Annotated in this window: 21 protein-coding genes and 1 riboswitch; of the genes, 4 read left to right on the forward strand and 17 right to left on the reverse strand. The window is 71.0% G+C overall.

Annotated features, from left to right (window positions below; translation table 11 throughout):
* Nucleotides 1–77: 77 nt before the first annotated feature.
* The 10 genes from ACFHVL_RS07950 to ACFHVL_RS07995 all read right to left on the reverse strand — a co-directional run bounded on the left by ACFHVL_RS07950 (nucleotide 78) and on the right by ACFHVL_RS07995 (nucleotide 9,018).
* Nucleotides 78–1,004, reverse strand: a complete 927-nt coding sequence (locus tag ACFHVL_RS07950) for a TIGR03564 family F420-dependent LLM class oxidoreductase (RefSeq protein ID WP_281554289.1) — start codon at nucleotides 1,002–1,004, stop codon at nucleotides 78–80.
* Nucleotides 1,005–1,012: 8 nt separating this feature from the next.
* Nucleotides 1,013–1,783 (reverse strand): enoyl-CoA hydratase/isomerase family protein, encoded by a 771-nt coding sequence (locus ACFHVL_RS07955; protein ID WP_281554288.1) that lies wholly within the window; start codon nucleotides 1,781–1,783, stop codon nucleotides 1,013–1,015.
* Nucleotides 1,780–2,319, reverse strand: coding sequence for a MaoC/PaaZ C-terminal domain-containing protein (locus ACFHVL_RS07960; RefSeq protein ID WP_416626593.1), 540 nt, complete (start codon nucleotides 2,317–2,319; stop codon nucleotides 1,780–1,782). Before ACFHVL_RS07960 ends, ACFHVL_RS07955 begins: the two co-directional genes overlap by 4 nt.
* The gene (locus ACFHVL_RS07965) at nucleotides 2,316–3,137 is read right to left on the reverse strand and encodes an ABC transporter ATP-binding protein (RefSeq protein WP_281554286.1); all 822 of its coding nucleotides are present in this window, start codon (nucleotides 3,135–3,137) and stop codon (nucleotides 2,316–2,318) included. The genes ACFHVL_RS07960 and ACFHVL_RS07965 overlap by 4 nt, the downstream gene beginning before the upstream one ends.
* On the reverse strand, nucleotides 3,134–3,997 hold the full coding sequence (locus ACFHVL_RS07970; RefSeq protein ID WP_289206805.1) for an ABC transporter permease: 864 nt from the start codon (nucleotides 3,995–3,997) through the stop codon (nucleotides 3,134–3,136). The genes ACFHVL_RS07965 and ACFHVL_RS07970 overlap by 4 nt, the downstream gene beginning before the upstream one ends.
* Nucleotides 3,998–4,032: 35 nt before the next feature.
* Nucleotides 4,033–5,067, reverse strand: coding sequence for an ABC transporter substrate-binding protein (locus ACFHVL_RS07975; RefSeq protein ID WP_281554284.1), 1,035 nt, complete (start codon nucleotides 5,065–5,067; stop codon nucleotides 4,033–4,035).
* Nucleotides 5,068–5,317: 250 nt separating this feature from the next.
* A complete protein-coding gene (locus ACFHVL_RS07980; protein ID WP_416626595.1) occupies nucleotides 5,318–6,853 on the reverse strand; it encodes a class I adenylate-forming enzyme family protein in 1,536 nt (511 codons plus the stop codon).
* On the reverse strand, nucleotides 6,850–7,299 hold the full coding sequence (locus ACFHVL_RS07985) for a hypothetical protein (protein ID WP_281554282.1): 450 nt from the start codon (nucleotides 7,297–7,299) through the stop codon (nucleotides 6,850–6,852). Before ACFHVL_RS07985 ends, ACFHVL_RS07980 begins: the two co-directional genes overlap by 4 nt.
* Nucleotides 7,280–8,086 (reverse strand): enoyl-CoA hydratase/isomerase family protein, encoded by an 807-nt coding sequence (locus tag ACFHVL_RS07990; RefSeq protein ID WP_281554281.1) that lies wholly within the window; start codon nucleotides 8,084–8,086, stop codon nucleotides 7,280–7,282. The genes ACFHVL_RS07985 and ACFHVL_RS07990 overlap by 20 nt, the downstream gene beginning before the upstream one ends.
* The gene (locus ACFHVL_RS07995; RefSeq protein WP_416626598.1) at nucleotides 8,083–9,018 is read right to left on the reverse strand and encodes a hypothetical protein; all 936 of its coding nucleotides are present in this window, start codon (nucleotides 9,016–9,018) and stop codon (nucleotides 8,083–8,085) included. Before ACFHVL_RS07995 ends, ACFHVL_RS07990 begins: the two co-directional genes overlap by 4 nt.
* 246 nt (nucleotides 9,019–9,264) lie before the next feature.
* Between ACFHVL_RS07995 and ACFHVL_RS08000 the strand changes: the two genes are divergently transcribed.
* Nucleotides 9,265–10,539, forward strand: coding sequence for an MFS transporter (locus ACFHVL_RS08000; protein WP_416626599.1), 1,275 nt, complete (start codon nucleotides 9,265–9,267; stop codon nucleotides 10,537–10,539).
* Nucleotides 10,540–10,550: 11 nt separating this feature from the next.
* Here the strand turns inward: ACFHVL_RS08000 and ACFHVL_RS08005 are convergent, their stop codons facing one another.
* From ACFHVL_RS08005 to ACFHVL_RS08025, 5 genes are all read right to left on the reverse strand, one after another.
* Nucleotides 10,551–11,693, reverse strand: coding sequence for an NAD(P)H-dependent flavin oxidoreductase (locus ACFHVL_RS08005; protein ID WP_416626601.1), 1,143 nt, complete (start codon nucleotides 11,691–11,693; stop codon nucleotides 10,551–10,553).
* Nucleotides 11,690–12,514 (reverse strand): aspartate/glutamate racemase family protein, encoded by an 825-nt coding sequence (locus ACFHVL_RS08010; RefSeq protein ID WP_416626603.1) that lies wholly within the window; start codon nucleotides 12,512–12,514, stop codon nucleotides 11,690–11,692. Before ACFHVL_RS08010 ends, ACFHVL_RS08005 begins: the two co-directional genes overlap by 4 nt.
* Before the next feature lie 123 nt (nucleotides 12,515–12,637).
* Nucleotides 12,638–13,945 carry an RNA polymerase sigma factor gene (locus ACFHVL_RS08015; protein ID WP_416626605.1) on the reverse strand — a complete coding sequence of 436 codons (1,308 nt, stop codon included), beginning with the start codon at nucleotides 13,943–13,945 and terminating at the stop codon, nucleotides 12,638–12,640.
* A 6-nt stretch (nucleotides 13,946–13,951) separates the two neighbouring features.
* Nucleotides 13,952–14,305 (reverse strand): YciI family protein, encoded by a 354-nt coding sequence (locus ACFHVL_RS08020; protein ID WP_416626606.1) that lies wholly within the window; start codon nucleotides 14,303–14,305, stop codon nucleotides 13,952–13,954.
* A 75-nt stretch (nucleotides 14,306–14,380) separates the two neighbouring features.
* Nucleotides 14,381–15,025 (reverse strand): PadR family transcriptional regulator, encoded by a 645-nt coding sequence (locus ACFHVL_RS08025; protein WP_416626608.1) that lies wholly within the window; start codon nucleotides 15,023–15,025, stop codon nucleotides 14,381–14,383.
* A gap of 136 nt (nucleotides 15,026–15,161) precedes the next feature.
* A riboswitch (cobalamin riboswitch) is annotated at nucleotides 15,162–15,377 on the forward strand.
* A 128-nt stretch (nucleotides 15,378–15,505) separates the two neighbouring features.
* On the opposite strand from ACFHVL_RS08025, the gene ACFHVL_RS08030 reads away from it, so the two are divergent.
* A complete protein-coding gene (locus ACFHVL_RS08030; protein WP_416626609.1) occupies nucleotides 15,506–17,917 on the forward strand; it encodes a ribonucleoside-diphosphate reductase subunit alpha in 2,412 nt (803 codons plus the stop codon).
* 32 nt (nucleotides 17,918–17,949) lie between these two features.
* A complete protein-coding gene (locus ACFHVL_RS08035) occupies nucleotides 17,950–18,960 on the forward strand; it encodes a ribonucleotide-diphosphate reductase subunit beta (protein WP_416626610.1) in 1,011 nt (336 codons plus the stop codon).
* Nucleotides 18,961–18,981: 21 nt separating this feature from the next.
* On the opposite strand, the gene ACFHVL_RS08040 is transcribed toward ACFHVL_RS08035, so the two are convergent.
* Both ACFHVL_RS08040 and ACFHVL_RS08045 read right to left on the reverse strand, forming a co-directional pair.
* The gene (locus ACFHVL_RS08040; RefSeq protein WP_416626631.1) at nucleotides 18,982–20,202 is read right to left on the reverse strand and encodes an MFS transporter; all 1,221 of its coding nucleotides are present in this window, start codon (nucleotides 20,200–20,202) and stop codon (nucleotides 18,982–18,984) included.
* Between the two features lie 204 nt (nucleotides 20,203–20,406).
* The gene (locus tag ACFHVL_RS08045) at nucleotides 20,407–21,009 is read right to left on the reverse strand and encodes a copper resistance CopC family protein (RefSeq protein WP_416626612.1); all 603 of its coding nucleotides are present in this window, start codon (nucleotides 21,007–21,009) and stop codon (nucleotides 20,407–20,409) included.
* Between the two features lie 380 nt (nucleotides 21,010–21,389).
* Between ACFHVL_RS08045 and ACFHVL_RS08050 the strand changes: the two genes are divergently transcribed.
* Entirely contained in the window at nucleotides 21,390–22,127 is a 738-nt protein-coding gene (locus tag ACFHVL_RS08050; protein WP_416626614.1) for a siderophore-interacting protein, read from the forward strand.
* Nucleotides 22,128–22,170 lie beyond the last annotated feature (43 nt).

Consider the following 22,170-nt stretch of genomic DNA (forward strand, 5'->3'; position numbering starts at 1 on the left):
ATCCTTTCGGACCCGCACACCGGAGTGCGGATTCGTCGCGAACCACCACGGTAGGGCATGGCGGACGCCGATCCGCGTCACTGTCGGCCATCCCCGGTCGAACGGGTGGTCCCGGCCAGCTCGCCGATCAGCGCCCGCGTTGCCGCCCGTTCCTCCGGGGTGCCGTAGAACTGAGCCGCGAAGGTGCTCGCCCCGGCCCGCGCATAGCGGTCGATCTCGGCCCGCACCTCGTCTGCGTCACCGACGATCGCCATCTGGTTGGCCCGCTGTAAACCTTCGCGGTCCAGCATCGCCCGGTAGGACGGCTTGTCGTCGTACCAGCCGAGCACCGGGTCGATCGCCGCGCGGGCCCGGGTCGGGTCGTCGGTGACGCAGACCGCGGCGGTCACCACGATCTCGGGGGCCGGCCGACCAGCCGTCCGCGCGGCGGCGGTGATCGCCGGTACGGTCAGCTCGGTCAGCGTGCGCGGGCCGACCATCCAGGTGATCGTGCCGGCGGCAAGGGCACCGGTCAGCTCCAGCATCTTCGGGCCCAGCGCGGAGACCATCACCGCCGGTGCCGGCGGGTCGCCGCTGATCGTCAGGTCACCCCGGGCGGTGATCACCTCACCGGTGTAGCGGACCCGCTGGGTCAGCGCGCCGGTCAGCGCGGTCAGGTACTCGCGCATGTAGCGCGCCGGCCGCTCGTAGGACATCCCCCAGCAGGGCTCGACCACCTGCGGGTGCGACGGCCCGACGCCGAGCACCAACCGGCCGCCGAGCAGCATGTTGGTGGTGAGCGCCTGCTGGGCCAGGGCCATCGGGTGACGCGGGTAGACCGGCACCACGGCGGTGCCGATCCGCAGCCGGCTCAGCTGCCGACCGTACGCGCCGATCACGGTCAGCGTGTCGTGCCCGAAGCCCTGCGTCAGCCAGTAGCTGGCGATCCCGTCGGCGTCGGCGGCCCGCAGGTCACGCTCGAGGTCGTCGAGCCGTTCGATGTGGCTGAAGATCCCGTAGTCCATCGTGCCCCTCAGTGCCGGAATTCCCGCATGGACTCGCCGCGCCGGGCGGTCGAGGCGTCGGAGCGGGCCAGCATCGCCAACCCGAACGCCTCGGCCGCGGACCGCTGCGCCTGCACCGCCGTCCACACCGTCTCCACCGTGGTGGTCAGCACGTCGAGCGGATGCTGGGCGATCTCGGTGGCGATGGCCAACGCCCGGTCCACCAGATCGGCGGGAGCGGTCACCTCGGTCACCAGACCGAGCTCCAGCGCCCGGCGGGCGTCGATGCGGTACGCGCGCCCGGTCAGCACCATCCGCATCAGCTCGCCGAGCGGCAGCCGCCCCAGCGCGCCGACCGCCTCGACCGGGTTGGCCAGGCCCACGTCGTGGTGGGTGTCGAAGAAGGTCGCCGTCTCGGTGCAGAGCACCACGTCGGCGTCGTTGACGAAGTGCCAGCCACCGGCGCAGCAGTGCCCGTTGACCGCCGTCACCACCGGCTTGTAGACGCCCAGGTCGCGGGCGGTCAACGCGACCCGGCCGGCGTGGTCCAGCGACGGACTGGTGACCCCGGCGTCGAGGGTGTCGTCGACGTCGAAGCCGGTGCAGAAGCCGCGCTCGCCGGCTCCGGTCAGCACGGCGACGTGCAGGCCGTCGTCGGCACCGAACCAGCGCCAGGTACGCCGCAGTTCGTCGACCATCACCCGGTCGTAGGCGTTGAGCCGGTGCGGCCGGTCCAGGGTGACCAGCAGCACCCGCCCGTGCCGGGTCAGCGTGAGGGTGCTGGTCGACGGCGGTTTCACGGCTGCTCCGGGTTTTTCGCGCCGACGCCCGGCGCAGAATCGGACTCGGACTCGGACTCGGGCTCGGGCAGTGGGCGCAGCAGGTAGGAACGCGTCATCCGCAGGACGGTCTCGTCCCGCTGGTTGCGTACGTCGTCGTGCACCACGCCCACGTACATCCGCCCGCCCGGGGTCGGCTCCAACCGCGTCACCTCGATACGCACGCGTAGCGTGTCACCGGCGGACACCGGCCCGGTGTAACGGATCTCGTCGATGCCGAGCGCGGCGTGGCAGTCCAGGCCGGCGGCGTACCAGGCGGCGTACATGGTGGTCGAGGTGAGCCCGGCGGCGAGCGCGATCAGGCACGGCCCGCCCAGGATCGGCCGGCCGAACCCGGTGCCGCGCATGTACTCGGCGTCGGTGTGCAGCGGGCCGTTCTCCCAGGAGACGTTGACGATCGCGGCGAAGTCTCCGTCGGTCAGCGTCCGGGCCGGGGTGAGCAGCACCGCCCCGGCCGCGAATGCGGTCGGCAGCCGGGGTCGCAGCGCGCCGGTCACGACGCACCCGGCCCGGCGAGTCGGGTGTGTGCCTCGTCGACGACGAGACCACCGTCGTCGGTGGCGGTCATCGTCGAGATGATCTCGTGGGTGAGTTCGCGGCTGACGTCGAACAGCCGGGGATCGTCGTAGCTGCGCGGCAACGGCACCTCGACGTCGACCACCCGGCGTACGGTCGACGGCCGGTTGGACATCAGCACCACCCGGTCGGAGAGCACCGCGGCCTCGAACACGTTGTGGGTGACGAAGACGAACGCCTTGCCCGCCGTCTGGGTACGCAGTTCCAGCAGCAGCTGACGCAGGCTGCGGGCGGTGAACTCGTCCAGCCCGCTGAACGGCTCGTCCATCAGCATCACCGGCGCGTCCAGCACGAACGCCCGGGCCAGCGCGGTGCGCTGCTGCATGCCGCCGGAGATCTGGTGCGGATAGTGGTTCTCGAAGCCGGCCAGTCCGACCCGACGCAGCACCGGCATCACCCGGTCGGACCACTGCGCCCGGTCCACCCCGGTCGCCTTCAGGGCGAACTCGACGTTCTGCCGGACTGTCTTCCAGGGCAGCAGCCGCGGCTCCTGGAACACGTAGCTGAACTGCACCCCCGGTGCCCCGCTGCGGATCTCGGCTGTGCCGGTGAAGTCGGTGTCCAGCCCGCTGAGCATGTTCAGCACGGTCGACTTGCCACAGCCGGACGGTCCGACCAGCGCGACGAACTCGCCGTCGGCGATCTCCAGGTTCATCCGCTCGATGACCGTGATGAAGCCGTTGCGGGTGTGGAAGCCCTTGACCAGGTCGGATATGACGATCCGGGCGTCGGCGCTCATCGGGCCCCCTCCGGACGCCAGCGGAACAGCTTGGCCTCGATCGGTTTGAACACCGCCAACTCCAGCACCACCATCAGGATCGAGAAGAACAGCGTGAGTGCGAAGACCTGTTCCATCCGGAAGAGCTGGAACCAGTAGTTGAGCCGGTAGCCGATGCCGTCGGTGCGGCCGAGCAGCTCGGCGAGGACGACGACCTTCCACACGATGCCGAACCCGAACCGGGCCGAGGCCATCACCGCCGGCAGCACCTGGGGCAGGGTCACCTCCCGGGTACGCAGGCCCCGCGACGCACCGAGAGTGCGGGCCATCTGGCCGAGCCGGGGGTCGATCGCCTTGACCCCGGACCACATGTTGATCGCGATGATCGGAAAGGACGTCAGGGTGATCGCCACGACGGTGGCGGTGTCGTTGAGGCCGAACATGATGAACGCGACGATCACCCAGCAGAGGCTGGGGATGGTCTGGCCGACGGCGATCCAGATGTCCAGCAGCCCTTCGGCGATCCGGGACAGCCCCATCACCAGACCGACCAGCACACCGAGCACCATGGAGGCGGCGAAGCCGATCAGGATCCGGACCATGGTGACCTGCAGGTCGGTCCAGAAGACCGTCTCCTGCACGCTGGTCACCAACGCCGACGCGGTGGTCCACGGGGTCGGCAGGATCCGCTCACCGACGGCCAGTGAACCCAGCCACCAGATGACGATCAGCATGAACACGGAGGCGATCCGCAGCGAGACGCCGTGCCGCAGGAAGCGGTGGGCACCACCGCGCCCACCGCCACCGCGGCCACCCGCCGCGCCACGATCCGCCGCTCCGGCCGTCGCGAGCGCCGGCTGGGTGGTTTCGGACAGGGTCATCGTGCGTCTCCTCGCGAGGCGGGGGGTGGTCGACGTCAGACGAACAGCCCGTCGGGCACCTCGGGCAGGAACTCCGGCTCACCGTTGTCGCTCAGGAAGGTGAGCAGCTCGGCGGCCTGCTGCTTCTCCTGCTCGCCCCACTGCTCGACGAGCCGGCCGCGCTGGTTCTCCCAGATGACGTCGAGCACTGCCTGGTCGTCGATCTCGTACAACTCCCGCAGGGCGCTGTCCCACAGCGACTGGTCGCCGTTGAACCGGGTCTGGTACTCGAGGTTCACGTCGACGAAGGCCTGCACGGCCTCCTGGTTGGCGTCGATGAAGTCGGTGGCGAAGTCCCAGCCGGCGGTGAACGCCTGCAGCCCGGTGGCCTCCTCCAGCAGCACGCCGAGGTCGCCCAGCGACCGGTACTCGCCGCTGACCACCCGGTCCGCACCGGCCGGGTCGATCACCAGTGCCATGTCCACGTCGCCCTGGCCGAGCAGTTCGGCCATCAGGTTCGGGGCGCCGTACTGCACCTCGCAGTCGGTGGTGGGGTTGAAGCCGTGGTATTCGCGGCAGAGTGCGAAGAACTGGTTGGTGGAGGAACCGATCGCACTGCCGAACAGACCAAGCTTGCGCCCACGCAGGTCACCGAGGGACTGGATGTCGCTGTCGGCGCGCACCAGGATGCCGTTGGTGGTGCGCTGCAGCGCGCAGACGACCTTGCGGTCGACGCCGGTGGCGACCAGGTTGGCGGTGGACGGGATGCCGCCGAGGCCACCGTCGACCTCGTTGGCCCGGTACGCGGTGTAGACGGCGGCCGCCTCGGCGTACTCCTCGTACTGGATGTCGAGGCCGGCGGCCTCGAAGGCACCGTCGGACATGGCGAGCTTGAACGCGGCGAGCGCCGAGGCCGGTAGTCCGGCGAGTCGGATCGTGGTGAGGTCGCCGTCGGCGGCGCCGGTGGAACCGGAGTCGGAGTCGTCGCTGCCGCAGGCGGTCAGCAGTACGCCGCCCATGAACGCGCCGCCGAGACCGGCGAGCACGGAGCGACGGGAGAGGGCGACACCGGAACTATTGAAGTGGGACACGATGGCCTCCTGATCACGAAGTCCGTGCGGTCGACAGGTGAGCCGCGAGCCGCATCGGGACCTTGGTGCGGATGACACTAACGGCCTCTGACCAGCCAGTCCACTAAAAGTCAGAGTTTTACCGTACTGACACAATCTCCACCGCTGGCAGCAGCCCAACAAGCGGGCAGCGCCGCGTTTCAATACGGGTACAGCGACGAAAACTGTCCCACCCACATTGGTCAGACATTGGAAGAGAAGGCGCCTACAATCAACCCTTACCAGGTTGACTGACGTACTCGTCGCGGATCGTCCGCTTGAGGATCTTCCCGCTCGGGTTGCGCGGCAACTGGTCGACCACGTGCCATTCCCGGGGAACCTTGTACCGCGCCACGTGCTCCCGTACGTAGCCATCCAGCGTGGAGACGTCGATCTGCTGGCCGGCACGGCTCACCACGAACGCGGCGATCCGCTCGCCGTACACCTCGTCCGGAACGCCGACCACCGCGACCTCGTCCACCGGCCCGTGCCGCGCGATGACCTCCTCGATCTCGCGGGGGAAGATGTTCACCCCACCCGCGATGATCATGTCCTTCTTCCGGTCGACGATCGAGATGAAGCCTTCCTCGTCGCGGACCGCGATGTCGCCGACCGAGAAGAACCCGTCGGCGTCGTACCCGGCCCGGGTGGCCTCCTCGTCGTTGAGATAGCCGGTCAGCAGCAGCGGCGAACGCGCGTACAGCTCGCCGGGCTCGCCGGGACCGACCTGCGCCCCGTCCTCGTCGACCAGCCGCACCTCGTTCCAGAACCACGGATGGCCCACGCTGCCCGCCCGGTCCAGCGCGAACTCCGGCCGCAGGTTGGTCACGATCGAACACTCCGTCGACCCGTAGAGTTCGTGCACCTCCACGCCGGGGAACGCCTCGATCACCCATTCCTTGAGCGCGACCGGCAACGCGGCGGCGTTGAAGTAGAGGGTCTTCAGCGCCGACAGGTCGTAGCGGGCCGCCGGCTCCGGGCAGAACCGGCGGATGTGCTGGGCGTGCGTGGGCACCAGGAAGACCGTCTCCGCCCGGCTGCTCACCATCAGGTCGAGCAGCCGCTCCGGATCCCAGGTCGGCAGCACGGTGCAGGAGCCGCCGAGCATCGGTGCCGCGTACGCGAACTCGAAGCCGGCGCCGTGGTACATCGGGGCCACCGCGATCGTGCTGCGGTTCGGGCCCAGCCCGTAGTCCAGCCCCACCCCGAACGCGGTCAGCACCCGGCCCCGGTGGGTGAGCAGCACCCCCTTGGGTCGCCCGGTGGTGCCGGAGGTGTACGTGACACAGAACGGATCCAGCTCGTCGACCGGCACCTGCGGGTCGACCGCCCGCCCACCGTCGAGGAACGTCCCGTAGTGCTCGCCCACCCCGCCGTCGAAGCTGAGCACCAGCCGTAGCCCGTCGAGCAGCCCGTCGACCCGGTCGGCGAGGTCGTCGGCGACGATGATCCCCTGGACGGCCGAGTGGGCCAGGATGTACGCGTTGTCGGTCACGTTGTTGCGCGGGTTCAGCGGCACCGTCGGGATACCGGCCTTGGCCATCGCCGCGGAGATCTCGAAGTACTCGTACCGGTTGTTGCTCAGCACCGCGATCCGCTCCCCGGGCGCCAACCCCCGGTCCAGGGTCGCACTGGCCAGCTGGCTCGACCGCTGGTGCAGGGCACCGAAGGTGACCTCACGGTCGCCGTCGACCACCGCGATCCGGCGTGGCGTGGCGCGGCCGAACTCCCGGATCCCGGCCGCCATGTTGAGCTGCACACCCGTCACCTTGGGTCCGCCTTTCCCGATTCGTTCATCAGCATGACGGCTTCGGCCTCGGCCACGGGCGCACCGTCGGCGTCGACGGCGGTCCACCGCAGCTCGGCCACGACCTTGCCGCTGGAGGTGCTCCGGCTGGCGAGGCGCTCGATCCGCACCCGCAGCGTGGCGCCGGCCCGGACCAGCTGATGGAACCGCATCCGGCGCAGCTCCAGCAGCGCGATCGCGTCGTCGAGCTGCCCGGACTGCTCGGCCAGGCCGCCCATCAGCAGCAGCACCGCCTGGCCGGGCAGCGGCGGGCCACCGCCACTGCCCGGGTCCGGCGGGTTGAACAGCGGATGGGTGTAGCCGCCCCGACTGATCAGGGTGTCGACCAGCTCCGCGGTGACGGTGACCGACGGCGGATCCGCCGACGGCGAGGGCGGGGCCGGCGGTTCAGGCAAGGCCGCGGACATCGACGTCCCCCCAGACCGGCTCGCGCTTGTCGACGAACGCCCGGTAGCCCTCGGCCACCTCGGGCACCTCCTCGTGCAGCCGGGAGAACATCTCGCGCTCGTAGCGCAGGCCCTCCTCCAGCGTCATGGTGTGCACCGAGTTGAGCAGCCGCTTGGTGATCGCCATCGCCGGGCGGGACCGGCCGCGCAGCGACGACAGCAGCTTGCCGACCTCGTCGTCCAGCTGCGCCCGGGGTGCGCTGGCCAGCGCGACACCCCACTGCACCAGCTCCGGCCCGCGCAGCCACAGCGGGGTGAGCATCAGCGCCTTGGCCCGCTGGTCGCCGAGCTTGCGCGGCGCACGCTGGCTGGAGCCGGCACCGGGCGGCATGCCGAACTCCAGGTGGATGTCGCCGACCTTCGCCTCGTCGGCGGCGATCACGAAATCACAGGCCAGGATCAGCTCGAAGCCACCGGCGCGGGCGAGGCCGTTGACCCGGGCGACGACCGGTACGCCGAGCTGCTCGATGCGACGCAGTACCGCATGGTACGAGCGCAGGAACGGCAGAAAGATCCGCTGTGGGTCGTCGAAGCAGGATTCCAGGAAGTCGATGTCCATCCCGACGCTGAACGCCCGGTCCCCCACTCCGGTGATCACCACGGCCCGCAGGGTGTGATCGACCTCGGCGGCGGCCAGGGCGGCGTCCAGTCCGGCGATCGCCGCCGGCGTCAGGCTGTTCATCGTCTCCGGGCCGTCGAGGACGATCGTCATCACCTGGTCGTCGGTGGCGAACCGTACGTCGGTCACGTCGTCGCCTCCCCCACCTTGACGAACAGTTCGACGTCGGTGTCGGCGACGAACGTGGGTGCCGGTGCCCCGGCCGGTACGTGCACCAGCGAGCAGGCGGTCAGGGTCCGCCCGGCGACCGTCGCCGTCCCGCTGGTGGTGACGAGGAACCGTTCCCGGTCGACCGGTTGCGGCGTGCCGGTGTACCCGGCCGGTAACCGGACCAACGCACTGCACGCCCCGGTGGCCACGTTACGGCTCAGCGGCTTGCCGACCGGCACGGTCGGTGACGCGACGCCCGCCGGGCCGGTGCCCGGCGTCGCCGGCCGCACCGTTGCGGCCGGCGACGCCGGCAGACCGAGTACGCCGGGGTCGAGGCCTGACCAGTTGGCGTCGATCGGTGCCCAGGGCAGGTGCCGTGACTCGACCCGGCGCAGGTAGCCGCGCGGTCCGACGCCGCCGGCGGGCGAGCCGGTCTCTCCTACCGGGGCGGCGATGGCCTGCTCTCCGGCCTGGTGGTCCGGGCAGACCACCCGGGTCACCCGGTCGCTGCCCTCACTGGCCACCGCACCCTCCATGCAGAGGATGTTCTCGAACCCCTCGTCGCTCCAGGCCTTGTGTACCCAACCCGGCGGACGCCAGAAGTAGTCTCCGGCGATCAGCCGCCCCTCGGCGCTGAGTTCGGCGGCACCGTCGAGGAAGTACGCCTCCTCGACGCTGTCGTGGTACGCCTCGCTGAGGTCGCGGTAGCCGGCGACGGCCCGGATGTGATCGATCCGCCGGGTGCTGCCGCGGTCCAGCCACAACGACCGCATCCAGTACCGGGACAGCAGTTCACGCACCTGGTCGGGTTCGCCGCCGAAGTTGTCGCGGAAGGCGGGCTCCATCGAGTCGTACACCTGCTCGCCGTTGACCCACGGCACGTCCTCGGCGTCGACGATCGTGACTGTCATCCGGGTACCTCCACCTCCCGCCGCCACCGACGAGTGCGCCACGTTCTCGAACTAATATGTCTGACGTTAGGCGGAAGGATATCGGCGACCAGCGTCCGGAGCCGGTTCTGTTTCCACCTGGTAAACCGGGAACTGCCAGCACAGAGGCATTTCCTGACCACACTCTGCCGGCGGAGACCCGGTCTGGCAAGGCCTTGACAGCCGGCATCCTTATTCATCAGACTTTTGCCCGGAAGGCGGTGGCCGGTGTCGACCTCTCCGCTGGAGGAACCCCTACGGCTCGGCGACGCGACCGACAGCCCGGTCATCGGCGACCGGCGGGCCCCGACGTCCGGATCGGCGTACCTACCGTCCGCGCGGATGGCCGCCGCCGCCGGCGCGCTGATCCTCGTCGCCGTACTGGGCAGCTTCGCCGCCTCACCGCTGTTCCCGATCTACGCCGACCACTGGCAGCTGACCCCGGCGCAGATCGCTCTGGCGTTCGCCGGCTATCCCGTCGGGGTGATCCTGGTCGTCACCCTGCTCGGCGGCCTGTCCGACCTGATCGGCCGGCGGGCGGCGATGCTCGGCGGCGTCGCACTGGTGCTGGCGGCGTGCCTGGTGACCGCGACCGCGACGTCGCTGCCGGCGCTGGTCGCCGGGCGGATCGTGCAGGGGATGGCGACCGGGATGGTCAGCGCCACCACCGCCGCCGCGCTGCTGGACTTCCATCCCCGGGGCACCCGGGCGGGCACCCTGACCCACTCGGTCTGCACCACCCTCGGCATGGGGCTCGCGCCGCTGATGTCCGGTCTGCTGGCCGACCACACCCGGTACCCGCTGGTGCTGCCGTTCGTCGTCATCGGCGCGGCCGCCCTGGTGCCGCTGGTCCTGCTGGTCCGCACGCCGGCCGACCGACGGACGACGCAGCGGGTCCGACTGGTCCGGGCGGTCCGGGTCCCCCGCGACATCCTGCTGCCGTTCAGCATCGCCGCCTGCTCGCTGATGACCCTCAACGGCTGCATGGCGCTGTTCGGCACCTTCGGCTCCCGCATCCTCGCCGAAGGCGCCGGCGTCACCGCCGCCGGTGGCGCCGGCGGACTGCTCACCCTGCTGATCGGCATGACCCTGCTGTCCCAACTGCTGCTGAACGGGCTCGACGCCACCCGGTCGGTCTGCTTCGGCGTGGTGGCGATCACCACCGGTGCCGGCGCCACCGCGCTGGCCCTGCACCTGGGCAGCCCGGTGGTCACCGTCACCGGGGCCGTGCTGATCGGCTTCGGTGGCGGACTGACGCTGCTCGGCGCCACCCGACTGATCGGCGAGTCGGCGCCGACCCACCGGCGGGCGGAGATCTTCGCGGCGTGGATGGTGGCCGCCTTCGCCACGCTCGGCGGCAGCTCACTGCTCAGTGGCCTCGCCCTGACCGGCGCCTCGCTGCCGGCGGTGCTGACCGTCGCGACCGGCGTCATCGCCGTGCTCTGCGCGTACACGCTGGTCGCCGCCGCGGTCCACGCCCGCCGCCGGCGCGCACGGCGCTGAGCCACAGCCCGTCAGTCGCTGGCTCGGACAACGTCGTCGCTGGCATCGTCGCTGGCCAGAGCGGTGAGGTCGCCGACCGCGTCGGCCATCCCGGTACGCAGATCGTCCAGCACGCTGGCGACGGAACGCACCCGGTCCACCAGACCGACTGCCTGACCCGCCGCCGAACCCATCACCGGCGTGACCTGGTGCTCGAACGAGCTGACCACGGCGTCGCGGGCCAACAGTTGCTGCACCGGAGAGGCCAGCGGCGCCGGGGCGTCCGGTTGCCGCCAGGCCCGGGTCCACGCGGTGGTCAGTTGCCGGGTCGGCTTGCCGGTGTACGCCGTGGTCTTCGCGGTGTCGGTGGCCGCCGCCGTCACGATCTTGTCCTTGACGACCGGGTCGAGGTCGCTCTCGGCGGTGGCGAGCCAGATCGAGCCCGTCCACGCCGCCTGGGCACCCAGTGCCAGCGCGGCCACCACCTGGCGGCCGGTGGCGATGCCACCGGCGGCGACCACCGGCACGTCACCGGCGGCGGCCACCACCTGCGGTACCAGCACCATCGAGGTGATCTCACCGGTGTGTCCGGCCGCCTCGTAGCCCTGGGCGACGATGACGTCGACGCCGGCGGCCAGCTGGTGGCGTACGTGTCGTGGGTCGCCGACCAGGCCGGCGACCAGCATGTCCAGTTTCGTCGCGGCGGCCCGCACCTGGGCGGGCGGCGGCCCGAGCGCGCTGGCCACCAGCCGCACCGGGTGGGCCCGCACGACCTCCCACAGCGCGTACGCGTTCGCGTGGGTCATCAGGTGGTCGATCTCGGTCGGCATCCCGCCGAGCCGGGTCCGGCCCGGTTCACTGCGTCGCATTGGAATGCCGAGCCGGGTCCGCAGCCCGGCGACGAAGTCCTGGTGCCCGGCCGGGATCTGGGCGAGCAGGTCGGTCGGGTCGTCACCGGCGGACCTGGCGGGAAAGAGCAGGTCGACGCCGTACGGGCGACGCCCGCACTCGCGGTCGAGCCAGGCGAGATCCTGCTCGAGGTCGTCGGGGGACATCGAGGCCGCGCCGAGCACCCCGAGCCCACCGCCCCGGCTGACCGCCGCCACCACGTCGCGACAGTGGCTGAAGGCGATCACCGGCAGGTCGATGCCGATCCGTCGACACAGCGGGGTCACGACGACGTGCCCAGGGTCACCGCGCAGACCTCGCAGCCGTCGTCGTCGACGGTGCAGTTCGAGCCCGGCTGCGCCGCGACGCCCAGGTAGGCGTCGACCAGCGCGCTGACCGCGCCGAGCCGGCCGGTCGGCGGCGCCGGTCGGGTCGCGGCGAGGGCCGCGGCGTGCCCGGCGGCCAGTCCGACGACCGACGGGTCGACGATCTCGATGCCGACGCGGCCGGCCACCTCGGCGGTCACCGGGGTCATGCAGGTGCAGCCGAAGAGGATCAGGTCGGTGCCGTCCCGGTCGGCGGCCCGCAGACAGGCGGCGGAGATGGCCTCGACGACGTCGGTCTCGCCCCGGGCCATCCGTGCCTTGACCCCGGCGTCGGTACCGACCCGGTCCAGTTCCGTCTGGTCGGACAGGTAGTGCACCCCGACGGCGAGGGCACCGCCGGCGCAGCTGCTCAGCCGCTCGGCGTAGAGGTAGTCCATCGAGTCGGGCCAGACGGTGACGATGCTGAACCGCCGACCGAGCTGGGCCGCCCAGGCCAGGGACGCCTCACCGGCGCCGACGATCGGCACCGAGGTGGCAGCGCGCAGCCGGTCCACGCCGTAGTCGCCGAACGTGTCGATGTAGACGGCGTCGCAGCCGGCGACGATCGCCGCCTCGGCGATGTCGACCGTGCCGACCTCGGTGAGCAGATGCTCGTACGGGGTACGGGCGAACCGGCGCAGCCGTGGATCGACGAGTTCGGTGACGAGGCCGGGTGGATCGGGCAGCACCGGGGCCCTCTTCGCGTCGGAGTTGATGACCGCCAGCCGTCGCAGCTCACTCATGTCGACCTCCCGCCAAAAGTCTGACTTATCAAGGTCAGCAGTGTCAACGACTCCGTCCACCCCGGCTTCTAGCTTGACTAGCCGCTTGCGCGGGAAAAGTCGGATCTCTGATGAACGGGGAGGTCAGTCCGTCGCGGTGGCCGCCGCCGCCTGGGCGGCGTCGAGCCGGCGGCGCAGATGGTCGCGGTCCGGTTCGCTGCCGGCCAGCTCCAACGCCTGCCGGTATGCACCCGCCGCGTCGGCGTGCCGGCCGAGCCGGGACAGCAGGTCGGCCCGCGACGCCGGATAGAGGTGGTAGGTGCGCAGCCTCGGATCCCCGGCGATGTCGTCGAGCAGCACCAGGCCGGCGGCCGGGCCGTCACGCATGGCCACCGCCACCGCCCGGTTCAGCGCCACCACCGGCGACGGTGCGACCCGCAGCAGTACGTCGTAGAGGGCGACGATCTGCGGCCAGTCGGTGCCGGCGAGGTCGGGCGCCTCGTCGTGCAGGGCGGCGATGGCGGCCTGCAACCCGTACGGCCCGGGTGGGCCGCCGGTCAACGCCACCCGGGCCAGGGCACACCCTTCGTCGATCATCGGTCGGTCCCACCGGCTGCGGTCCTGCTCGTCGAGCAGGACCGCGACCCCGTCCGGGCCGGTCCGGGCGTGCCGGCGGGCGTGCACCAGCAGCAGCAACGCCAGCAGTCCGGCCACCTCCCGTTGCGCGGGCAGCAGCCGCCGCAGGATGCGGGCCAGCCGGATGGCCTCCTCGGCCAGGTCCAGTCGTTGCAGGTCCGGGCCGGAACTGGCCGCGTACCCCTCGGTGAAGATCGAGTACACCGCCTGCAGGACGCCGGGAAGGCGCTGCTGCAGCTCGTCGATGCCGGGAACCCGGAACGGGATACGGGCGTCGCGGATCTTCCGTTTCGTCCGGACGATCCGCTGGGCCATGGTCGCCTCCGGCACCAGGAAGGCCCGGGCCACCTCGGCGGTGGTCAGCCCGGCCAGGCAGCGCAGGGTCAGCGCCACCCGGTCCTGCGCGGTCAGCGCCGGGTGGGCGCAGGTGAAGAAGAGCGCCAGTCGGTCGTCTGGCAACTCCTGGTCGCCGTCGGCCGACGGCGCCGGATCAGCCCGGTCCGCCTCGGCCTGCAGAACGGCCAGCCGCAGTGCCAGGTTGTGGTCGCGCCGGATCCGGTCGACCGCCCGGCGCCGGGCGGTGGTCAGCAGCCAGGCGCCGGGTCGGGTCGGTACGCCGGAGACGGGCCAGTGCCTCAGAGCCGCCTCGACGGCCTCGGCGGCGACCTCCTCGGCCAGGTGCAGGTCACCGAAGCGGCGTACCAGGGTAGCGAGCAGCCGGCCGTGCTCCTCCCGGAACACGGCCTCCACCGAGGTCCGCACCACGGCGACGGCTTGCTCGTCGCCGTGGTGCTCCCGCCGCCCGTCGGTGACCATCCGCGCTCACATCCCGAAGTCGGCGACCGGCCGCACCTGCACGGATCCGCCGTCGCGGGCGCCGGGTGAGCGGGCCGCCCAGTCCAGGGCGACGTCGAGGTCCGGCACGTCGATGATGTCGTACCCGCCGAGCACCTCGCGTGCTTCGGCGAACGGCCCGTCGGTGACGATCCGTTGCCCGTCGGCGTCGACCTTCACCGACGTGCAGGTGGTCAGGTCGGCCAGGGCGTTGCCGCTGACCCAGATCCCGGCGTCCTTCATCTCCTTGTCATAGGCCATCCAGTCCTCGACCGTGCACTGCGGCACGGTCGGCTCGGGGGCGTCGGTGGGCGCGCTGACGAACAGCAGCATGTACTTCATGGTTCTCCTCGCTGAGGCGTACGTCGCCATCTGCGGTAACGACGATCGGCGGACGGCCGGATCGACACCGTCACCTCAACTGTCTTGGGTCTGGTCCGGGCCAGCCTCGTCGGTTTCGGCGAGGATGCCGTAGAGCTTGCGGCGGGTCTCGTCGAGCACCCGGACCGCCCGCTCGCGCTGCTCCGCGTTGCCGTTCATCAGTACGTGCCGCAGCACCTGCATCGTCTGCATCCCGGACTCGCGTACATCGTGCCAGCTGTCGACGGTCTCCGGGGCGAGCTCGGTCCACGGAGCGGCCTGCGCCGCCTGCTCGGCCTCGGGTCGACCGGCGTCGGTGAGCGCGTAACGCTTGCGCCCGCCGCCGGCGCCTTCGGCGGCGCCGACGATCTGACCTTCGTCCTCGAGTAGTTGCAGGGTGGGGTAGATGGAGCCGGGGCTGGGGCGCCAGGCGCCCCCGGTGCGGGAGTCCAACTCCTGGATCATCTCGTAGCCGTGCATCGGCCTGTCGACGAGCAGGGCCAGCACCGCGGCCCGCACGTTGGGTCGCCGCCGCCCCCGACCGCCACCACGGCCGCCGCCCGCCCCCCGGCCGCCGAATGGACCGCCGGGTCCGAATGGCCCGCCCGGTCCACCGGGTCCGCCGAAGCCGGGCCCGAAGGGTGGGAATCCGGCGCCGCGCAGAAAGGCCCCCGGGCCACCGCGTGCTCTCTCGCGTCTCATGTAAACCTCCACTGCAGGATCATTGATACGTTGACGATATATCGTCAAGCAGTCGGCGACAACTCGATCTGCTGAGTGAAATACGTGACACCACGACACGACATGTAGGTACCCACCGCGAAGCCACCCACCAGATATAGTCCCGGACGCAACTGGTTCGGCCGGGCAGCCAGCCCGGCCGAGGCAACAGGGAACCCGGTGCGAATCCGGGACTGCCCCGCAGCGGTGAGTGGGAACGACCGCCGTCGAGCACACTGGGCCACCCCGGCCTGGGAAGTGACGGCCAGTAGGTGACTGGCATGTCCGGTCCGGCCCACAAGTCCGAAGACCTGCCGTTGTGCCGGATACGCCGAACGCGTACCCGGTGGTCCGATCGCCGCGCGGGACGGCCGACGGCTGCGACGCGTTGGCCATCGCGCGTTCGCGCCTGTCTGCCTGCCCGCTCGGCCTCCCACGAGGCGATGCCAGGAGGCACCACAGGTGACCGTCGTCACACATCCCGCCGCTACCGCACCGGCGGCCACGCCCGGCAAGCGGCCGACCCGAATCCGCGACCGATCGGGGACCGCCACGCCGGTCGACCCCGACCGGCTGCGCGACGCGGTACGGCAGCACGCCGACGGGCTCGCCGACGTCGACCCGGGGCGGGTCGCTGCCAGGACGCTCAGTGGTCTCTACGACGGCATCACCACCGCCGAGTTGACCCGGCTGCTGATCCAGACCGCGGCCGACCTGATCGGCGAGGACCCGCAGTACTCCCGACTGGCCGCCCGGCTGCTCGCCGACGAGATCGGCACCGAGGTCTGCCGGCAGGGCATCGGCTCGTTCAGCCAGGCGATCCGGCTCGGACACACCCACGGCCTCGTCGGTGACGAGACGGCCCGGTTCGTCGCCGACCACACCGCCGACCTCGACGCCGCCACCGCCCCGGCCGCCGACCGCCGGTTCGAGTACTTCGGGCTGCGGACCGTCTACGACCGCTACCTGCTGCGTCATCCCGCCACCCGGCAGGTGGTGGAGACCCCGCAGTACTGGCTGCTGCGGGTCGCCTGCGGACTGTCCCGCACCCCCGCCGAGGCGATCGGCTTCTACCGGTTGATGTCGTCACTGGCGTACCTGCCGAGCTCACCGACCCTGTTCAACTCCGGCACCCGGCACACCCAGTTGTCGTCGTGCTTCCTGGTCGACTCGCCCCGCGACGAGCTGGACTCGATCTACGACCGGTACGCGCAGGTGGCGAAGCTGTCCAAGTACGCCGGCGGGATCGGCATATCCTGGTCGCGGGTCCGCTCGCGGGGTGCGCTGATCAAGGGCACCAACGGGCTGTCCAACGGGATCGTGCCGTGGCTACGGACGCTCGACGCCTCGGTGGCCGCCGTCAACCAGGGCGGCCGACGCAGGGGCGCGGCCTGCGTCTACCTGGAGCCGTGGCACGCCGACATCGAGGAGTTCCTGGAACTGCGCGACAACACCGGCGAGGACGCCCGGCGCACCCACAACCTCAACCTGGCCAACTGGATCTGCGACGAGTTCATGCGCCGGGTCGACGCCGACGCCACGTGGTCGCTGTTCAACCCGGCCGACGTCCCACAGCTGCCCGATCTGTACGGCGCCGAGTTCGACACCGCGTACCGGGCCGCCGAGGCTGCCGGGCTCGCCGTACGCCAGATCAAGGCCCGCGACCTGTACGGGCGGATGATGCGCACCCTGGCGCAGACCGGCAACGGCTGGATCACCTTCAAGGACCGGTCGAACCTGCTGTGCAACCAGACCGGCGAACCCGGCAACGTCGTGCACCTGTCCAACCTGTGCACCGAGATCGTCGAGGTCTCCTCGGACGCCGAGACGGCGGTCTGCAACCTCGGCTCGATCAACCTCGGCGCGCACCTGACCCCGGCCGCGACCGGGGAGGGCGGCGCGGCAGGCGAGATCGACTGGGCGCGGCTGCGCGACACCGTCCATACCGCGGTGGTCTTCCTCGACCGGGTGATCGACATCAACTACTACCCGAGCACCGAGGCCGGCGCGTCGAACCCACGCTGGCGCCCGGTCGGCCTGGGCATGATGGGCCTGCAGGACGTCTTCTTCGCGCTCGGCCTGCCGTTCGACTCGGCGCCGGCGCGGGAACTGTCCACCCGGATCGCCGAGGAGATCTACCTGACCGCGTTGGAGACCTCCGCCGGACTGGCGCAGCGATACGGACCGCACCCGGCGTACCCGCAGACCCGGGCGGCGCGCGGGCACCTGCACCCCGACCTGTGGGGCACCGAACCGACCCAGACCGACCGTTGGACGGCGCTGCGGCAGCGGGTCGCCGCGCACGGGCTGCGCAACTCGCTGCTGGTGGCGATCGCGCCGACCGCGACGATCGCGTCGATCGCCGGCTGCTACGAATGCATCGAGCCGCAGGTGTCGAACCTGTTCAAGCGCGAGACCCTGTCCGGGGAGTTCCTCCAGGTCAACGCCGCCCTGGTCGGGCAGCTCAAGGCACGCGGGCTGTGGACCGAACAGATCCGTGAGCAGATCAAGCGGGCCGACGGCTCGGTCGCGCAGATCGCCGCCATCCCGGCGGAGCTGCGCGAACTGTTCCGCACCGCCTGGGAGCTGCCGCAGCGGGCGCTGATCGACCTGGCCGCCGCCCGCTCCCCGTACATCGACCAGAGTCAGTCGTTGAACCTGTTCCTGGCCGCACCGACGATCGGCAAGCTGTCGTCGATGTACCGGTACGCCTGGCAGTCGGGGCTCAAGACCACGTACTACCTGCGGTCGCGCCCGGCCACCCGGATCCAGCAGGCCACCGTGACCATCCCGGCGGTGGCCGGTGCCACCAGCGACGCCGAGGCACTGGCCTGCTCCCTGGAGAATCCCGAATCCTGCGACGCCTGCCAGTGACGCCCCGCACCCATCCGTTGGAGACCGCCACGATGACACCGAACCCGATGCTGCTCGATCCGGGCATGAGTCTCACCCTTCGCCCGATGCACTACCCGCACTTCTTCGACCGCTACCGCGACGCCATCAAGAACACCTGGACCGTCGAGGAGGTGGACCTGCACTCGGACCTGGCCGACCTGGATCGGCTCAGCCCGGCCGAGCGGCACCTGGTCAGCCGGCTCGTCGCCTTCTTCGCCACCGGCGACACGATCGTCGCCAACAACCTGGTGCTCAACCTCTACCAGCACGTCAACAGCCCTGAGGGCCGGCTGTACCTGTCCCGCCAGCTGTTCGAGGAGGCGGTGCACGTCCAGTTCTACCTGAATCTGCTCGACACCTACGTGCCGGACGAGACCGAGCGCTTCGCCGCCTTCGCCGCGATCGACAACATCCCGTCGATCAAGCGCAAGGCCGACTTCTGCTTCCAGTGGATCGACTCCATCTTCGAGCTACGCGAGCTGCGCGACCGCGACGACCGCCGGGCCTTCCTACTCAACCTGATCTGCTTCGCCGCCTGCATCGAAGGGCTGTTCTTCTACGGCGCCTTCGCGTACGTGTACTTCCTGCGGTCCCGGGGTCTGCTGCACGGACTCGCCTCCGGCACCAACTGGGTGTTCCGCGACGAGTCCATGCACATGGCGTTCGCCTTCGACGTGGTCGACACGGTCCGCCGCGAGGAACCGGACCTGTTCGACGACACGATGGTCGAACAGGTCCGTCAGATGCTCGCCGAAGCGGTCGACTGCGAGGTCCAGTTCGCCGACGACCTGCTCGGCCAGGGGGTGTCCGGGCTGTCGCCGACCGACATGCGCCAGTATCTGCAGCACGTCGCCGACCGGCGGCTCGCCCAGCTCGGCATCGCCCCGATGTACGGGTCGACCAACCCGTTCGCCTTCATGGATCTGCAGGACGTGCAGGAGCTGTCCAACTTCTTCGAACGCCGGGTCTCCGCGTACCAGGTCGGGGTGAGCGGCACGGTCAGCTTCGACGAGGAGTTCTGAGGCACCGGTGGCGGTCGCGGGCTATCCCGCGTCCGCCACCGGCAGCAGTCGCGCCGGTGGCGGCGAATCGCGCCGGAACCCGGGATACCCCAGGACGAAGCTGGTCACCGCCGCCATGATCGACGCGCCGACCAGCACCGGTAGCGGTGGCCAGATCGCGTACAGCGCGGTGCTGGCGGTGGGGGCGAGCACGTAGGTGAGCCCGTTCGTGGCGCCGATCAGCCCGGCGAGGCCACCCTGTTCGTCCCGGTCGACCAGCATGGTGGGGCCGGCCACGTAGCCGGGCATCGCGATGCCCATGCCGAGCCCGACCAGCCCCATCGAGACGACCAGGACGGCGGCGTGGGCGACGGGCACCAGCAGCACGAAGCCGACCACCGCGACGGTTCCGCCGACCCGCAGCAGCGTCGCCGGCCGCCACCGGCTGTGCGGGACGATCAGCACCTGGGCGAGCACGATCCCGATGCCGGCGGCCGCCAGCACCGCCCCGGTCAGCAGCCCGGTCGCCTCGGCGTCGAGACCGAACCGGTCCTGCACGATGAACCCGCTGATCACCTGGACGAAGCCCAACGCGGTGAACATGCCGAACCCGACGAGCAGGTACGGCCAGACCCGGCGGTCCCATGGGCTGATCCGGACCGGTTCGTCGAGCAGCTCGGTGCGGGTTTCCCGGCGCAGCCGGACGGCGACCAGGAACAGCCCGACGGCCAGCAGCACCGGGACCGCCAGCAGCGGCACCAGCAACCCGAACCCGGCGAGCGCGCCGCCGACGACCGCACCGGCGACCATCGCGACGCCCTGGGCGGTGCCGATCCCGGCCATCCCCCTGACCCTGGCACCCTCGTCGTCGGTGAGGTCGGCGATGTACGCCTGCGCGGTGGGTGCCACCGCGGCGACCGCGATGCCGAAACCGACCCCGCGGCAGAGGACGAGGAGCAGGAACAGCCCGGTGCCGGTGACCACCCCGCGGATCCCGAGCTGGGCGAGCAGCGCGAACAGCGTCGTCGCGGTGGTGGCCAGCGCGAACGCGGCGATCAGGACCGGTTTACGGCCCCACGACTCGGACCGCCGGCCCCACAGCTGGCTGGTCGCCACCATCATCAGGGCGGAGACGCCGACGATCGTCCCGACCTGCCACTCGGCCAGCCCGATCTCCCGCGACAGTGGGGCGATGATCGGGTTCAGCGCCATCTGGCCGAGGAAGATGAGAAAGACCGCGGCGAGCAGCACCGGGATCTGCATGCCGACGGTCGACGGTGACGCTTTCACAGTGTGGTGCCCCTGTCGGCGGTGAGCTGGCCCCGCTGGGCGGTACGGCCCGCCTGACCTGCCCACCTCAGGATCTGACCAACGCCACCCTAGCCCCGGAATCGGCCGCTTCCGCCGGTGAGCCTCCTCACGTCGACCGCAACGTCGATGCCGCTGGTCACCGGTTGCCGAAGTGCATCAGGTCACACGTCGGCGGCGAAGCACGACGATGGCGAGGGCACCCGCCGCCACCAGCGCCACGACGCCGCCGACGGCGTACGGCAACCACCCGCCACCGCCGCTCGCACCGTCCGCCTCCGCGGCTGGGCCCGGGTCCGACGTCGGTTGCCCGGCGCCCGGGTCCGACGTCGGCTGCCCGGCGCCCAGGGCCGCCGCCGACGCGTCGGTCAGCGGGGCGTTCACCGCGAACCGGAACGTGCCCTGGACCGGATGGCCGTCGGCCGACACCACCCGGTAGGCGACCGTGTAGACCCCGTCGGGCAGCGGATTCACCGGGCGCACGACGCCGCGCTGCTGGTCGACGGTCGGCCCGTCGACCGGCAACTGCGCACCGGCGACATCGGTGACCACGATCGTGGTGTGCTCGACGTTCAGCCGCTCGGTGAACTCCAGCACGATCTCCTCGGGCGACTGAGCCACCCGGGTGTTCTGCCCCGGCTGGCTGCTGGCCAGCTGATTGTGCGCCAGCGCCGGCGAGGCTGGCAGGATGATCGCGGCCACGACGAGCAGGGTCGCCGCGAACCCACGGGTGACACGGACGAGCGGGTCGGATCTGGGCACGGACGGGACCTCCAGTCGAGACGGCGCCAGCGGCGACCGGACCGCCATTCGACCATCCCACCGGATCGCGGCGCGACGGCCGGTCGGTTGATCCGGCGACCGCCGGCGGTCACGGGAACCCGACGGTACGGCGAACCGACTGATGTTGCGGCAGTGCGGGCGTCGCCTTCACCAGCTGGGTCGATGGGCCGGCGAAGGCGGCCGGGACCGCCGACGTCACGGTGATCGCCCCAGCCAACGCGCAGCGCATCAGCGCCGCGCTCGCCGAGTCCTGAGTCGGTGGCGCTCTTCGTGCCTGCGATGGACGCAGGTCACACTCCCGGCTCCCTCATTGAGGGTAGGCTCGCCTAATAGTCAGTCCAGCTTTCGGGAGCCACACGATGCCGTTCACTCTTACCCGAGCCGCCGCCGGACAGGCGTTCCGGCGTACCGCCCGACTGACCGAGCGGACCTGGCTGACCCCGAACTATCTACGGCTGCGCCTCACCGGCGCCCAGCTGCGTGGCTTCACCTCCGCTGGCGCCGACGACCACATCCGGTTGTTCCTCCCACTGGGGTCCGACGGGCCACACGACGGACCCAGCCGGGAGCTGACCCCGCTCGCCTGGGACTCCGCCGCCGGCTGGCTCGACCTGGAACTCGTGGTGCACGCCGGCGGGTTGGCCAGCGAATGGGCCGTCGGCGCACCACTGGCCTCACCGGTGGCCGTCGGCGGACCACGGGGATCGACACTGCTCGACGGCGTACCGGACGCCTGGTTCCTGGCCGGCGACGAGACCGCGATCCCGGCGATCCGCCGCTTCGTCACCGCGATGCCGGCCACCGCGCTCGGCCGGGTCCTGATCGAGGTGCCCGACCAGGATCACGAGATCGACCTCGCGACACCGCCCGGCGTGCGACTCGACTGGATCCATCGCGGTGCCGGCCCCGGCCACGAGACACGGGCCCTGGTCACCGCGCTGGACGCGATCGACGCCGGACAGCGGCCGGCCGGTGCCGTGTTCGGGTTCGTGGCCGGCGAGCAGTCCGTGGTCCCCGCCGGCCGGGCGCTGCTGCACGATCGCTGGGCGCTGCCGGCGGAGCAGACGATCGTCAAGGGCTACTGGAAGCGTTCGTAGTCGAACCTACCCGGGACCGGGGTGGGTGGGCCAGCCAACCCAC

This window comes from Micromonospora sp. LOL_023, from assembly GCF_048060115.1.
Lineage (GTDB): Bacteria > Actinomycetota > Actinomycetes > Mycobacteriales > Micromonosporaceae > Micromonospora_E.